Raw genomic sequence first — 13,640 nt, 5'->3', positions numbered from 1 at the left:
ATCGAAAAGCACATCACCCTGGCCCGCGAAGACGGCGGCGTCGACTCGGCGTTCTCGATGACCCCGGCCGAGATGCGCGCCCTGGTCGACGAATCCGAACGCGCCTGGCTCGCCCTGGGCTCCACGCACATCGGCCCGACCGAGTCGGAGAAGGAAGGCCTGCGCTTCCGCCGCTCCCTCTACGTCGTCGAAGACGTCAAAGCCGGCGACCCGGTCACCCCGGCCAACGTCCGCTCGATCCGGCCCGCCAACGGCCTGCCCCCGATCGAGATCGACAAGGTCCTCGGCCGCACCTTCACCCGCGACGCCGCCAAGGGCACCCCGCTGAGCTGGGAACTGATCTGAGCACTCCGTTGCCCGTACGCGACCAGGGCGGCTATCGACAGTCCGCCCTGGTCCTCGGCGCGGCCCAACTCGGCATGGCGTACGGGATCGCCAACACGACCGGGGATCTCGGGCAACCGGCCGTCGACGCCCTGCTCCGGCGCGCGGCGGAGCTCGGGGTGACCCATGTGGACACCGCGCGGGCGTACGGCGAGAGCGAAGCGCGCATCGGCGCGGCACCCGACAAGCCCGCGGTGATCACGAAGATCGCGCCCGGCGAACCGGACGTCGAGGCGAGCGCGGCCACCAGTCTGACGACGTTGAACCTGGAACGCGCCACCTTCCTGCTGCACCGGGCGGCCGACGTCCCGCACGCCTGGGACGGGCTGCGGAAGGTGAAGGACGCCGGGCAGGCCGACCGGATCGGCGTCTCCGTGCAGAATCCGGCCGAGCTGCTCGACGTGGCGAAGCTGCCCGACCTCGGCTACGTCCAGCTGCCGTGCAACGTGCTGGATCGCCGCTGGCTCACGCCCGAGGTCGCCGACGCGCTCTCCGGCGACGTGGTCGTCACCGTACGCAGCGTCTACCTGCAAGGACTGCTGACCGCCGGGAGCGGCGTACGGTGGCCGCACGTGCCCGATCCCCACCGGGACGCCGCGGTCGCGATCCTCGACGAGGTCGCTGCGGACCTGGACTTTTCCAACCGGGCCGGCCTCTGCGTCGCGTACACGTTGGGGCTCCCGTGGGTGACCTCGGTCGTGATCGGGGCCGAGACGCTGGACCAGCTCGGCGAGAACGTGCGGCTCGCGAGCCGGCCGGGACTCGCGGCGGCCGAGCGCGAGATGTTGCTGGACCGGCTGCCGGAGGCGCCCGCGCAGCTGCTGGACCCGAGCACGTGGGGGAGCGCGCGATGAACCTGACGCCCGAGGCGCTGTTCGGCCTGACCGGCAAGATCGCGGTGGTGACCGGCGCGACCGGGCGGCTCGGCCGGGTCATGGCCCGCACGCTCGCCACCGCGGGCGCGCAGGTCTGGCTGGTCGGCCGCGATTCGTCGAGATTGGACGAGCTGGCGGCCGAGCTGCTGGCCGACGGGCTCTCGGCGGTGGCGGCCCGCTGCGACGTCACCGATCCGGACGACGTGCAGGCGCTCGGGGTCGCGCTGAGCGTCGGCCCCGGCCGGGTCGACGTTCTGGTGCACAACGCGCATGTCGGGCGCGGCGGGACGCTGGCCACCGCTCGCACGGAAGACTTCGCCCAGGCCGCCGACCTCGCGCTCGCCGCGTTCCAGCGGCTGCTCGCGGCCACCCGCGACCTGCTGGTCCGCGCGGCTGCCGACTCGTCGCCCGCCGTCATCACCGTGTCGTCGATGTACGGCCTGGTCAGCCCGCGTCCCTCGCTCTACGCGAGCCCCGAGCAGGTCAACCCGCCCTACTACGGCGCGGTCAAAGCCGGCTTGCTGCAACTGACCCGCTACGCGGCGGTCGAGCTTGCTCCCCAAGGGGTACGCGTAAACGCCATCACGCCAGGGGCATTTCCCGGCGGGGGCGACCCGGAGTTCCTCAAGGCGCTCGGCGAACACTCCCCGTTGGGGCGGGTCGGATCGCCCGAGGAGATCGCCACCGCGCTGCTGTTCCTGGCGTCACCGCGGTCCAGCTACACGACCGGCGCGAACGTCGTGGTCGACGGCGGCTGGACCGCCTGGTAACACTGGACCGCCTGGTGACACCCGCGCGTCAGGCGGTGACGGTGACGAGCCGGCTGAACTCCCGGATGAGGTCATAGCCGTCCCATACCCCGGCGAAGTTGAGCGCCTGGCCGAACGGCACGATCCGGTCCACGCCGCGTCCGCCGAGCAGGTGCGCGAAGTCCAGCAGCTCCTCGCGGGTGAAGCCGAAGTGGCTGAAGGTCTGGTCCTTGCGCGTGATCTGCGGGGCGATCTCGGCGAGCGAGGCGACCGTGGTGAACGGGAAGACGCCCGCGCCCAGCCAGTCGTGCGGCACGGCCTCCGGGCCGACCAGCGTCACGCCGGTGACCGTGTTGTCGGCGAGGTCGAGCGCGACCGCGCGTCCCTCGGCGGCCAGGCCGTACGTCGAGACCCGCTTCTCCACCGCCATCGCGGCGTCGACGGCGAACCCTTGCGCCCGAGCGCCCTTCGCGACCAGGCCCAGCAGCTCTTCCTTCACCGCCGGCGCCTGGTCGGCGTCGCCGACGAGGAAGATCGCCATCGGGGAGGAGCAGGCCGCCTGGTCGAACCAGTAGACGTCGTTGACGAGTCCCTCGGCGGCCCGCTTACGCCCGTCGGCGTCGGTGGCCTGCCAGCCCGCGAGGGAGATCGCGGCGTACGAGGAACGGTCGGGGAACGTGACGTCCCGCGCGTGCGGCGCGAGCGGGTGCCGCCGGATGTCGCGGACGGTGCGGTCGCCGCCCCAGATGACGCGGAGATCGCAGGCGGCGCTCAGCGCCGCGGTGACCTCGTCCTGGTGACCGTAGGTGATCATGCGCTGGGTCTGACCGATGGCCGCGTGCGCCTCGGCGAGGCACTCGTTCAGCGTCTCCAGGATGGTCAGCGCCGCGCCCGCCGCCCGGGACGAGATCCGGATGACGTTGGGGTTGCCGGCCAGCGCCGACAGCGCCCAGGAGTAGACGAAGATCGTGTCCACATTGGCCGGAGGCACGTGGAAGACCAGGCCGCGCGGGAAGACCAGCGCGTCGTCGCCCTCGCGGCGCAGATGCTCCAGCGTCTTGCGGATCTCCGTCTTCCGCAGGAAGAAGCCGAGCGAGCCCAGCTCCGGATGCCGCCGCGCGATCGACGGCGCCAGCAGCCGCCGGGCCAGCGCGGTCAGGAAGTCGACGACCCGGGGATCGCCCGGCACCAGCCGGCCGCCCTCGGGCTCGGCGGTCACCCCGGCGATGACGTCATCCACGGTGGCCTGGGGGCCGGCCGGGAAGCGTACGTCGATCTTCATCGGTCGCCTCCGGTGAACGTGTCGCTGCAACCGCGGGCCTCGGCCCGGGGGAGCCGGCCCAGGACGCTGAACCGCTTGCCCGGCCAGGCGCCGTCGTCCACGCCGTGCACCACCCCGAGGTCCTCGGTCAGCAGCACGTGTCCCGGGTACGACGTGGGCAGCGTACTGGTGACCTCGATCAGGCCGGGGGTGCCGACCGGGGCGACCTCCCAGGTCTCCGGGTCGCGGATGATCACGTCGGCGAAGTCGGGGCAGTAGAGCCCGCCGCCGTCCGGCCCCTCGAGGTAGACGGTGCCGATCTGCTCGACCATGCCGTAGAAGTTGTGCACCTTGGTGAGGCCGACGTCCGCGGCGAGCCGGCGGCGGAACTCCGCGTTGTCCACGGCCCGGTCGATCAGCTTCTTCCAGCCGCCGGAGTGGATCAGGATGCCGTTGGACAGGTCCAGCCCGGCCTCCCGGGCGGCCTCATAGAGGTAGAGCCACACCATGAAGGTGAAGCCGAAGATGAGGAACGGCTGGTCGCCGTTCTTGGCGAGGAACTGCTTGAGCACCTCGACGTCGGGTTCGCCCTTCTCGTCGAGCACCCACACGTGGTCGCGGCCGAAGTTCATCAGGCCGAGCATGCCCGCGCCCCGGGCGCTGAAGCTGCGCCGGTCGGCCACCACGCCCCGGCTGTCGACGATGAGCATGGGCAGCCGCTTCGGGCCGAGCACGGTCTGCAACGTCCGGGACAGCATCCGAGTCTGCGCGGCGGCCGCCTCGCGGTCGAGGTAGATCCGGCTCACGTCACCGGTGGTGCCGCTGGAGGTGAGGACCTTGACGACCTGGTCCTCAGGGATGCTCTTGAGCTGGTGGTTCTTGAACATCCGCACCGGCAGCCACGGCAGGTCGTAGACGCTGGCATACGAATCCCGCGCCTGGCCGCTGGCCCGCAGGATCCGGTCGTACTCCGGGCTGTTCTCGCGGTGATGCCGCGTCAGCGCGCTCAACTGCTCCAGCAGCCGGTCATCCTTCTCCGGCTGCTTCAGCGTGAAGACTTCCTCGCTCACGCGTCGCCCTCCTCCGCCAGCTTCCGATAATCGACCTTACCGTTGGCCAGCAGTGGCAGAGCGGTGATGCTGCGCACCTCGAAGCCGCTGGAGTGGATGCCCAGCGCCTCGGCCAGCCGGGCCTTGATCTTCGCCGGCCACTGCTCCTCGTCGGACTCGACGAAGACGGTCAGCCGGTCGTCGCCGGGGATCGCCGCGACCGGCGGGGTGTCGACGAGCAGCCGTTCCACGTCGTCCAGGTTGACCCGGATGCCGAAGATCTTGCCCATCCGCTTGAGCCGCCCGGTGATCCACAGGTGACCGTCGGCGTCCAGCTTCCCGAGATCCTCGGTCGACAACCGGCCGCCCAGCTCGTCGCCGGTCCCGAAGTCGGCCGCGGTGGTGGCGTACCCGAGCATGACATTGGGGCCGCGGAAGATGACCTCACCCTCGACATCGGGGTCGGTGGTCTCGCTGCCGTCGTCGACCCGGATGGACAGAGTCGTGCCGGGCAGCGCCGGTCCGACCGAGCCGACCTTCGCCGGCAGGTACGCCGAAGGCAGCGTCGTCATCCGGGGACCGGCCTCGGTCTGCCCGTACATGACGAACATCCGGCCGCCGACAGCCGACATGCGCCCGTGGAAGTCGACGATCAGCTCGGCCTTCAGCCGCCCGCCCGCCTGCGTCAGCGTACGCAGCGTGGCGTACTTGGCCGGGTCGAAGCGCAGCCGCTTGAGCATCTCGTACTGATAGGGGACGGCGGCGAGGCTGGTCACGCCGTACGCGTTGACGTCGTTCCAGAACTCGCGCTCCAGGAACGTCCGCGGCGACACCACCACCGTCGCGCCGCTGATCAGGTGCGAGTTCAGCACCGACATCCCGTACGAGTAGAACAGCGGCAGGCTGGTGATCGCGACCTCGCCGCCGTCGATGCCGAGCGCCTCGGCGATCGCGTGGGCGTTGGCCTGCACCGCGGTCGGCGTGAGGCGGACGAGCTTGGGGTCGCCCGTCGAGCCCGAGGTGGTCAGCAGAAGCGCCAGGTCGGCGTGCGGGGTGACGGCCGACGGCTCGTCCCGCAGCCAGACGTCGCCGTCGGCGTGATAGCCGGGCGGCAGGTCGCCCTTGCCGTTCGTGATCGCGCCGGGCTCGAACCGGGCCACCAGGCGGTCCCGGAGATCGGCGTGCAGATCGGGGTCGAGCAGGCAGATCGGCCGACCGGCCTGGAGTGCGCCCAGGTAGCCGACGATGGCGTCGACGGTGGCCGGGAAGTGCGCGAAGAGCACCCCGGGCCAGGCCGCCGCCTGCTCGGCCGCCGCCGCGACCCGGTCCGCCAGTTCCTCGCCGGCCAGGACGTCGCCGGAGGCGGCGTCGACCAGCCGGGCGCCCGGCCCGACCAAGCTGATCATCGAAGTACGCCTCCGTCGACGCCGAGGACCTGTCCGGTGACGAACGAGGCCTGCGGGGAGAGCAGGAAAGCGACCGCGTCGGCCACGTCCTGTGGACGACCCAGCCGGTGCAGCGGGGTGGCCGCGACGACCTCGGCCCGGCCCGCCTCGTCGAGGGTGCTGAGCATGTCGGTCTCGATGAAACCGGGTGCGACCGCGTTGACCCGGATGCCGGCCGGCCCGAGTTCCTTGGCGGCGGCCAGGGTCAGCCCGATGACGGCCGCCTTGGTCGCCGAGTAGACGGCCTGACCGGCCCCGCCGACCCGGCCCATGACCGAGGCGATGAGGACGACGGCCGGGGTGTCACCGCGGCGCAGCAACCGGGCCGCGTGTTGCAGCGTATGCGCGGCGCCGACCGCGTTGACGTCGAAGAGCCGCTGCGTACTGGCGTCGGACTGCATGCCGAGCATGCCCGCCTCGTGCGTACCGGCCCCGACGACCAGTGCGTCCAGCCGCCGGAACTGCTCGAAGACCGACCGCACGGCCGCCTTCACCGCCGCCGGGTCGCTCACGTCGGCTGCGACCGCCAGCGTCGGGACGGCGTACTTGCCGGCCAGCTCGTCCGCGACCGGCTGAGCGTTCGCGAGGGTGCTCGCGTGGACCGCCACGGCGTACCCGTCGGCGGCCAGCCGCTCGGCCACGGCCCGGCCGATGCCGCGCGACCCGCCGGTGACGAGCGCCACTCGGGCGCCCTTGTCCGGCGAGTGAATCTCAGGCGAACTCGACACCGTGCTTGCCCAGGATCTCGCGGGCCTTGCCGAAGGAGCTCATGTCGATCACGTCGTCGGTGTCGATCATGACGTCGAACTCGTCCTCGATCGCGGCGACGAGGGACATGTGGGCCAACGAGTCCCACTTCTCGATCCCGCGGTACTCCAGGCCGTCGACGTCGTAGTCTTCGGGCAGCTCGAGCGAGGAGCGGAAGACCTTGCGCAGCCGGTCGATCTCGATCACTTACGTCCCTCCAGGAAGTCGCAGCAGCGCCCGCCAGAAGCGGCGACGATGCCCGGCGAGTCTAGCCCAGCATGGTTCTCGCCCCGCCCGGACGCTGTTTCCGCGACCAGGGGGTACGCCGTGTATGTTGGCACGGGCCGCAGCGGGGCTGAACACGCCGCGCGCGAGCCAACGGCCGCCTTCGGTGGACCGATCCGGGTTGACCTCGGATAATGCGGCTTGAGTGAGTGCAGACGGCAAGGAGCGTAATGTGAGCGTGCTGCAGGGTTCGTCCATTCTTATCACCGGTGGGACGGGTTCGTTCGGCAAGGCATTCCTGCGCTACGCGCTGGACAACCTCGACCCAGCTCGCCTGGTGATCCTGTCCCGGGACGAGTTGAAGCAGTACGAGGTCCGCCAGATGTTCGGCAACGACGAGCGCCTGCGCTGGTTCATCGGCGACGTCCGGGACCGCGACCGGCTGACCCGGGCGATGCACAAGGTTGACTATGTCGTGCACGCGGCCGCGCTCAAGCAGGTCGACACGGCCGAGTACAACCCGTTCGAGTTCGTCCGGACCAACGTCGCCGGTTCGCAGAACGTCATCGAGGCCGCGATCGACAACGGCGTGCAGAAGGTCGTCGCGCTCTCGACCGACAAGGCCTCGAGCCCGATCAACCTCTACGGCGCGACCAAGCTCGTCGCCGACAAGCTCTTCGTCTCGGCCAACCACTACGCGGCCGCTTTCCCGACCCGGTTCTCCGTGGTCCGCTACGGCAACGTGATGGGCAGCCGGGGCTCGGTCGTCCCGCTGTTCCGCAAGCTCGCCGCCGAAGGCGAGAGCCTGCCGATCACCGACAAGCGGATGACCCGGTTCTGGATCACCCTCGAGCAGGCCGTCCAGTTCGTCGTCGACTCGTTCGACCTGATGAACGGCGGCGAGCTCTACGTGCCGCGGATTCCGAGCATGCGCATCGGCGACCTCGTCGAGGCCGTCGCCCCGGGCAGCGCGACGCACGAGATCGGCATCCGCCCCGGCGAGAAGCTGCACGAGGAGATGATCGCGATCGACGACGCGCACCGCACGGTACGCCTCACCGACCGCTACGTCGTCCAGCCCACGATCGCCGAGTGGGGCTACATCCCCCCGACCGACGCCGAGCCGGTCGCCGAGGACTTCAACTACCGCTCGGACAACAACGACATGTGGTTGTCCGTCGACCAGCTGCGGGACATCCTCGGCATCCAGGCCTGACCCGGTCCGAAGCTCGAAGCAAACTCCGCAGCTCGAAGCCAAGGAGGCGCGATGCTCCCGTACGGTAGGCAGACCATTGAGGACGTCGATATCGAGGCCGTCACCGCTACGCTGCGTAGTGACTGGCTCACGACCGGCCCTCAGGTCGACGCCTTCGAGCGGGATCTCGCCGAGTGGACCGGGGGCGTACCGGTCACCGTCGTCAGCAACGGCACCGCCGCGCTGCACGTGGCGTACGCCGCCGCCGGGATCAAGCCGGGCGACGAGGTGGTCACCACCCCGATGACGTTCGTCGCGACCGCCTCGTGCGCGACGATCCTGGGAGCCAAGATCCTCTTCGCCGATGTCGAGGAGGACACGGCGAACCTCGACCCGGCCGCGGCCGCCGCGCTGACGACCGAGCGGACGAAGGTCATCGCCGCCGTCGACTACGCCGGTCACCCGGCCGAGTACGACGAGCTGCGCAAGGTCGCCGACGAGGTGGGCGCGCTGGTGCTGGCCGACGCCGCGCACGCGATCGGCGGCACCTACAAGGGCCGGTTCGTCGGCTCGCTGGCCGACCTGACGACCTTCTCCTTCTTCCCGACCAAGAACCTCACCACCGCCGAGGGCGGCGGGGTCGCGGCGGCCGATCCGGAGCTGATGAAGCGGGCGCGCCGGTTCAAGGGCATCGGGATGATCCGCGAGGAGGCGGAGTACGCGAATCCGAACGACGGCGGCTGGTACTACGAGGTCCAGGAGTTCGGCGTCAACTACCGGCTGCCCGACGTGCTCTGCGCGCTCGGCCGGGCTCAGCTGACCCGGCTCGGCGCCTTCAAGGCCCGCCGGACGGCGTTGCGTGCCCGGTACAACGAGCTGCTCGCCGACGTGCCGGGCCTGCGGCTGCCGGTCGAACGCGACTGGGTCGACCCGGCGTACCACCTGTATCCGGTGCGCGTGCTCGACGGCCGTCGCCGTGAGGTCTACGACAAGCTGCGGGCGGCCGGGATCCTGGTGCAGGTCAATTACATCCCCGTCTACTGGCACCCGGCGTACGCCGAATTGGGCTACCAGCGCGGGATGTGCCCCAACGCGGAGAAGTTCTACGCCGAGGAGTTGTCGCTGCCGCTCTTCCCGACGTTGACAGAAAACGATCAGGATAGGGTGGTAGAAGCTCTCCGTACGATCCTCGGCTGATCCCCCATCCGAGCGTAACTACCGGAAGTTTTTGATCATGCACCACGCAAACGTCTATTACGGCCATGCGGATGTGATGGCCAGATACTGCGGAATCGATCTCGACCCCGCCCCCCGGATCCAGGGTTACCTGCAGCACGGCTGGAACATCGGTGACGGCCTCGCCCCTGGTACGCCGTATGTCGCCGGGTCCCAGTTGTACGTCTGGTCGGAGAAGCAGCGCCGCCGGTCCTGGTCGCTGGGGTACCGCAACGTGGTCGTCGTGGGCGCGCCCTGGTCCTATCTGCTCGCGATGCAGCCGGAGCCGGCCGACCAGCCGGAGCGTGAGGGCACCATCTACTACCCGTTCCACGGGTGGGAGGGCCAGCACGTCCACGGTGACCACAAGCGACTGATCAAGCAGATCCGCGAGGTCGAGGACGGGCCGGTCACGATCTGCCTGTACTGGAACGAGTACCGCATGCGCCGGGTCCGCCGGATCTACGAGAACGCGGGCTTCCGGATCGTGACCCACGGTTACCGCGGTTTCTGGTGGCGTAACACCGACCGGTTCTTCCTGGACCGTCAGCTCGCCGAGATCCGGCGGCACAAGCGGGTCGCGTCCAACCGGCTCAGCAGCGCGGTCTTCTACGGGACGCTGGCCGGGTGCGAGCCCGCCGTCTACGGCGACACGATGACGCTGGCGAACGAGGATCCGACTTTCGGCGGGGTGGCCCGCCAACGCCGGCTGTGGCCGGAGATGCACGGGGCGAAACTGGACCTGGCGGCGGCGCAGCAGACGGCTCGGGCCGAGCTGGGCGCCGACCGGCTGCTTCCGCCGGAGGCGGTCCGCCGGCTCTTCGGCTGGTCCGACGAGCATGTGACCTTCCGCAACTCCCTCGACGAAGCCGAGCGAGCGACGGCAACGGAATCCCCCATGGCAGGAGTAGTGGCGTGACGGTGGCAAGCGTGCCGGCCAATCTGCGATTGATCGGCAGCGAGATGCTGGTCTGGTCCGACGACGAACCGGGCCAGCAGCGTACGCCCGCCGGCGGTGCGGTGCTGGCCGAGTTGCTGACCGAACTGGTCCGCCCCGGCGGCCGGGCCTTCGTGGCCGGCTTGCACGACGACGCCATCCTCTCGGTGCTGGAGGCCGAGAAGATGCAGGTCACCTGCCTGATGCGGAGCTACCCCGACGCGGCCAAGGCGGCGAAGGCGCACCCCGGCGTCGAGGTCCTCTGCGGCGACCTGACGAAGGTCGACCCGGCGGAGCCGTTCGACCTGGTCCTGGTGGGCGGCGGCGTCGAGCGCCTCACGTCGGCCGACGGGCCGCACCTGAGCTGGCAGGAGCGCGCGGCGCTGGTCGCCGGCCTGGTCGGCCCCGGTGGGACGCTGGCCCTGGTGCACGAGAACCTGCTCGGCATCCATCGGCTGACCTCGCTGGTCCCGCCGCGTGGTGAGCGTACGGACGCCGACTGGACGCCGTCGGACAGCTTCGACGCCACCCGGCCCGCCTCGGCACGGGAACTGGCGGCGGCGGTCACCGGCTTCGGCCTGGAGACGTCGACGCCGTTGCTGGTCTTCCCGGATCCGCAGCGGCCGACCGCCCTGGTCCCGCTCGATCTGGCCACCGATCCCCAGCTCAAGGTGCACCTGCAGGCCGTCGTCGCGACCGCGTTCGACCAGGCGTACGCCGACCGGCCGAGCCTGATGGACCCGCGTCCGCTGGCGTCGGGCGCGATGCGGGCCGAGGCCGGCACCGCGCTCGCCGCGGCCTGGCTGGTCGTCGCCACTCGCGAGGGGCAGCAGACGCTCACGCCGCGGGCGCTGGTCAGCGACGAGCGCGCGGCGCCGTGGCCGATCCGCTACGAGCTGATGGCGCTGGACGGCTGGAACCGCCGGGTGCTCGGCCCGCGGGCCCTGGTCAGCCGCAACGGCTTGATCCGTGATCCGCAGGCGCTGGACGGCCCGGTCCCGGCCGGCATCCCGTTGCTGGACCACCTCATCGTGCTCGGCATGCACCGCGACGTCCCCGGGCTGCAGATGGCGCTGGCCCAGCTCGCGACGTGGGCGGCGAGCCGCGCCGACGCCGAGGGCAGGCTCACCGGTGCGGACCTGCTCATCCTGCCCAGCGATCTGCTGGTCGTGGACGACACGTTCGTCCGCTGGGACCCGAGCTGGTCGACGGAACTGCGCGCCTCGGTCGAGGTCGCGGTGGCTCGATCGCTGCGGTACTTCGCGACTGTCCTGGTCGGCGGCGGGTATTCGCACCCGTGGCCGCAGCTCGACAGCGTCGACGAACTGACCCGCGTGCTGGGCGGACTCGCCGGCTACGACTGGGGCGGCGACGTGGTGCTCCGGCAGGCCGTCGAGCTGCACGCCAAGCTGACCGGCGCCGAACTCGGCCTGTCCGACGCCGAGATCGCCGAGCTGCGGGGCCGGCTGGCCGGGCTGGACCAGGGCAGCACCGCGCCAGGATCGCAGAACATCCAAGATCTGCAGGCGGCAGTGGATAGGCTGCGAGCGGAGCTCGCGCACGAGAAGGCCACCAACGCCTGGAACGAGAAACTGCTTCTCGGCCGGGAGAAGGCCCTTCGCAAGGCGGAGAGCCGAGTCGAGCTCCTGAGCGGAACCTTCACCGCCCGCATGGGTAAGCTCGGCCTCGCGCTGGCCCGCAAGACCATTCAGGTGGCCAAGCGAGTACTCCGCCGGAACGGCGAGGAGCAGGAGGAAGGGTGAGCGCAGGTCGCATCAGCGTCGTCGGCATCATTCAGGCGCGGATGGGTTCCACCCGGCTGCCCAGCAAGGTCCTCAAGACGCTGGCCGGCCGGACGGTGCTCGGCCGGGTCGTCCGGGCCGCCCACGAGAGCGGCGCGCTGGACGAGGTGGTCGTCGCGACCACCGTCGAGGACATCGACGACGAGATCGTCGCCGAGTGTGAGCGGCTGGGCGTCGCGGCGTACCGGGGTCCGGTCGACGACGTGCTGTCCCGGTTCATCGGCGCGCTCGACGAGCACCCGGCCGACGCGGTCATGCGGTTCTCCGCCGACAACCCGCTCATCGACCCCGAGATCGTGGCGCTGGCCTGCCGGGTGTTCCGCAGCGTGCCGGGGCTGGACTACCTGAGCACGTCGATCAAGCGGATGCTGCCGCTCGGGATGGACGTCGAGATCATCGACGCCGCCACGTTGCGCCAGATCAGCGACATCGCCGAGGGCTTCCACCGCATCCACGTCACGTCGTACGCGTACTCCAACCCGGACCAGTTCCGGGTGATGGGCCTGACGCTGCCGCCGGATCGGTCCAACCTGCGGCTCACGGTGGACACCGAGGACGACTGGCGACTGGTCGAGGAGGCGGTGGCGCACTTCGGCGACACCAGCGTCTCGCTGCAGAAGATGGTCGAGTGGCTGGCCGCCAACCCGGAGATCGCCCAGATCAACTCGCACGTCGAGCAGAAGACCCTGAACCAGGGGTGAGCGGCATCCGGATCGGGATCCGGTGCGACGCCGGCCCCACGACGGGCGTCGGCCACCTGGTCCGGGGCATCGCGCTGGCCGAGGAACTCACCTCGCGGGGCGTCGGCGTCGTCTTCCTGGGCGACGTCGGCGGAGTCGGCTGGGCCGAACGGGAGCTGCGCGAACGCGACCTGCCGCTGCTGCCCGGCCCGGACACCCCGGCCGACCTGGTCGCGGCCGTACGGGACCTCCAGTTGAGCGGGCTCGTCGTGGACTCGTACACGCTCGATCCGAGCTGTGCGGGCGCCGTCCGGGCTTTCGGCGTACCAGTCCTGGCGATTGTGGACGGTGACACCCGGGGGCAGGAGCCGGACCTCTTCCTGGACCAGAACCTCGACGCGGAGCTGGCCGACGTGCCGACCAGCGTGCCGCGCCTCGCGGGGCTGGACTACGTGCTGTTGCGCGACTCCGTGCGCCGGCTGCGTCCGGAGCAGCCCAAGTCCGCCCACGAGGGCCGCCCGAAGCTGTTGGCGTTCTTCGGCGGCACGGACGCGTTCGGGGCCGCGCCGGTCGTCATCCGGCTCGTGCTCGCGACCGGTGTCCCGGTCGACGCGACCGTGGTCGCGGGCTCGGAACAGCTCCGCAAGGAACTGGCGCAGCTGACCCCCGGTCCAGGCCAGGAGCTGCGGATCATCGACCCGACCGACCGGCTGCCGGAGCACATCGCCGCCGCCGACGTCGTGGTCAGCGCGTCCGGCACGTCCACCTGGGAGCTGTTGTGCCTGGGCGCGGCGGCCGCGATGGTCTGGGTCGTCGACAACCAATGGCTCGGCTACGAGCGGGTCATGGCCCGTGGGCTCACCGCCGGCATCGGGCTGCTCGCCGACCTCGCCGATCCCGCGTCGTCCGCCGCCGATGCCGCGGTGGTCACGCTCCGCGATCTTCTTTCCACCCCACGGGTACGCACAGAGCTGTCCACGCGGGCGATGTCCGTGGTGGACGGGCGGGGCCGCGAGCGAGTCGCAGACGCCTTCCTCGCCCTTCTCTGATCCTCCATCTCGGGCGCTGGATCCTTT

General features: G+C 70.6%; 14 protein-coding genes. 9 read left to right on the top strand and 5 right to left on the bottom strand.

Annotated features, from left to right (window positions below; translation table 11 throughout):
- From AB0M47_RS27970 to AB0M47_RS27960, 3 genes are all read left to right on the top strand, one after another.
- Nucleotides 1-345, top strand: a 345-nt coding sequence (locus tag AB0M47_RS27970) for an SAF domain-containing protein (protein ID WP_363419262.1), incomplete at its 5' end; no start/stop codon positions are given.
- A gap of 8 nt (nucleotides 346-353) precedes the next feature.
- Nucleotides 354-1,238 carry an aldo/keto reductase gene (locus AB0M47_RS27965; RefSeq protein ID WP_253756226.1) on the top strand — a complete coding sequence of 295 codons (885 nt, stop codon included), beginning with the start codon at nucleotides 354-356 and terminating at the stop codon, nucleotides 1,236-1,238.
- Nucleotides 1,235-2,029, top strand: coding sequence for an SDR family oxidoreductase (locus AB0M47_RS27960; RefSeq protein ID WP_253756224.1), 795 nt, complete (start codon nucleotides 1,235-1,237; stop codon nucleotides 2,027-2,029). The genes AB0M47_RS27965 and AB0M47_RS27960 overlap by 4 nt, the downstream gene beginning before the upstream one ends.
- 28 nt (nucleotides 2,030-2,057) lie before the next feature.
- Here AB0M47_RS27960 and AB0M47_RS27955 read toward each other — a convergent pair whose 3' ends face one another.
- The 5 genes from AB0M47_RS27955 to AB0M47_RS27935 are packed head-to-tail and all read right to left on the bottom strand — an operon-like array spanning nucleotide 2,058 to nucleotide 6,714.
- Nucleotides 2,058-3,290: an acyl-CoA reductase gene (locus AB0M47_RS27955; RefSeq protein ID WP_363419260.1), complete on the bottom strand. Its 1,233-nt coding sequence runs from the start codon at nucleotides 3,288-3,290 to the stop codon at nucleotides 2,058-2,060.
- Nucleotides 3,287-4,339 carry an acyl-protein synthetase gene (locus tag AB0M47_RS27950; RefSeq protein ID WP_363419258.1) on the bottom strand — a complete coding sequence of 351 codons (1,053 nt, stop codon included), beginning with the start codon at nucleotides 4,337-4,339 and terminating at the stop codon, nucleotides 3,287-3,289. The genes AB0M47_RS27955 and AB0M47_RS27950 overlap by 4 nt, the downstream gene beginning before the upstream one ends.
- Complete coding sequence (locus AB0M47_RS27945; RefSeq protein ID WP_363419256.1) at nucleotides 4,336-5,724, bottom strand: AMP-binding protein; 1,389 nt, start codon at nucleotides 5,722-5,724, stop codon at nucleotides 4,336-4,338. The genes AB0M47_RS27950 and AB0M47_RS27945 overlap by 4 nt, the downstream gene beginning before the upstream one ends.
- The gene (locus tag AB0M47_RS27940) at nucleotides 5,721-6,491 is read right to left on the bottom strand and encodes an SDR family NAD(P)-dependent oxidoreductase (protein ID WP_363419254.1); all 771 of its coding nucleotides are present in this window, start codon (nucleotides 6,489-6,491) and stop codon (nucleotides 5,721-5,723) included. The genes AB0M47_RS27945 and AB0M47_RS27940 overlap by 4 nt, the downstream gene beginning before the upstream one ends.
- Nucleotides 6,475-6,714, bottom strand: a complete 240-nt coding sequence (locus tag AB0M47_RS27935) for an acyl carrier protein (RefSeq protein WP_253763631.1) — start codon at nucleotides 6,712-6,714, stop codon at nucleotides 6,475-6,477. Before AB0M47_RS27935 ends, AB0M47_RS27940 begins: the two co-directional genes overlap by 17 nt.
- Before the next feature lie 259 nt (nucleotides 6,715-6,973).
- Between AB0M47_RS27935 and pseB the strand changes: the two genes are divergently transcribed.
- From pseB to AB0M47_RS27905, 6 genes are read left to right on the top strand one after another with little or no spacing between them, the layout of a single operon-like run.
- Complete coding sequence (gene pseB / locus AB0M47_RS27930; protein WP_363419264.1) at nucleotides 6,974-7,951, top strand: UDP-N-acetylglucosamine 4,6-dehydratase (inverting); 978 nt, start codon at nucleotides 6,974-6,976, stop codon at nucleotides 7,949-7,951.
- A gap of 51 nt (nucleotides 7,952-8,002) precedes the next feature.
- The gene (locus AB0M47_RS27925; protein ID WP_253756214.1) at nucleotides 8,003-9,127 is read left to right on the top strand and encodes an aminotransferase class I/II-fold pyridoxal phosphate-dependent enzyme; all 1,125 of its coding nucleotides are present in this window, start codon (nucleotides 8,003-8,005) and stop codon (nucleotides 9,125-9,127) included.
- 37 nt (nucleotides 9,128-9,164) lie between these two features.
- Nucleotides 9,165-10,064 (top strand): hypothetical protein, encoded by a 900-nt coding sequence (locus AB0M47_RS27920; RefSeq protein ID WP_363419252.1) that lies wholly within the window; start codon nucleotides 9,165-9,167, stop codon nucleotides 10,062-10,064.
- Nucleotides 10,061-11,845, top strand: a complete 1,785-nt coding sequence (locus tag AB0M47_RS27915) for a hypothetical protein (protein WP_363419250.1) — start codon at nucleotides 10,061-10,063, stop codon at nucleotides 11,843-11,845. The genes AB0M47_RS27920 and AB0M47_RS27915 overlap by 4 nt, the downstream gene beginning before the upstream one ends.
- The gene (locus tag AB0M47_RS27910; protein ID WP_363419248.1) at nucleotides 11,842-12,585 is read left to right on the top strand and encodes a glycosyltransferase family protein; all 744 of its coding nucleotides are present in this window, start codon (nucleotides 11,842-11,844) and stop codon (nucleotides 12,583-12,585) included. Before AB0M47_RS27915 ends, AB0M47_RS27910 begins: the two co-directional genes overlap by 4 nt.
- Complete coding sequence (locus AB0M47_RS27905) at nucleotides 12,582-13,613, top strand: spore coat protein (RefSeq protein ID WP_363419247.1); 1,032 nt, start codon at nucleotides 12,582-12,584, stop codon at nucleotides 13,611-13,613. The genes AB0M47_RS27910 and AB0M47_RS27905 overlap by 4 nt, the downstream gene beginning before the upstream one ends.
- Nucleotides 13,614-13,640 lie beyond the last annotated feature (27 nt).

It is taken from the genome of Hamadaea sp. NPDC051192, from assembly GCF_040682475.1.
Lineage (GTDB): Bacteria > Actinomycetota > Actinomycetes > Mycobacteriales > Micromonosporaceae > Hamadaea > Hamadaea flava.
Note: the sequence above shows the minus strand (reverse complement) of the source record. Positions and strands in the feature narration are given on the sequence as shown.

What these genes read in the sequence shown, in the direction of transcription:
- AB0M47_RS27920 (WP_363419252.1), top strand. Translation starts at nt 9,165, where the DNA reads ATGCACCACGCAAACGTCTATTACGGCCATGCGGATGTGATGGCCAGA.
- AB0M47_RS27945 (WP_363419256.1), bottom strand. Translation starts at nt 5,724, where the DNA reads ATGATCAGCTTGGTCGGGCCGGGCGCCCGGCTGGTCGACGCCGCCTCC.
- AB0M47_RS27925 (WP_253756214.1), top strand. Translation starts at nt 8,003, where the DNA reads ATGCTCCCGTACGGTAGGCAGACCATTGAGGACGTCGATATCGAGGCC.
- AB0M47_RS27955 (WP_363419260.1), bottom strand. Translation starts at nt 3,290, where the DNA reads ATGAAGATCGACGTACGCTTCCCGGCCGGCCCCCAGGCCACCGTGGAT.
- AB0M47_RS27960 (WP_253756224.1), top strand. Translation starts at nt 1,235, where the DNA reads ATGAACCTGACGCCCGAGGCGCTGTTCGGCCTGACCGGCAAGATCGCG.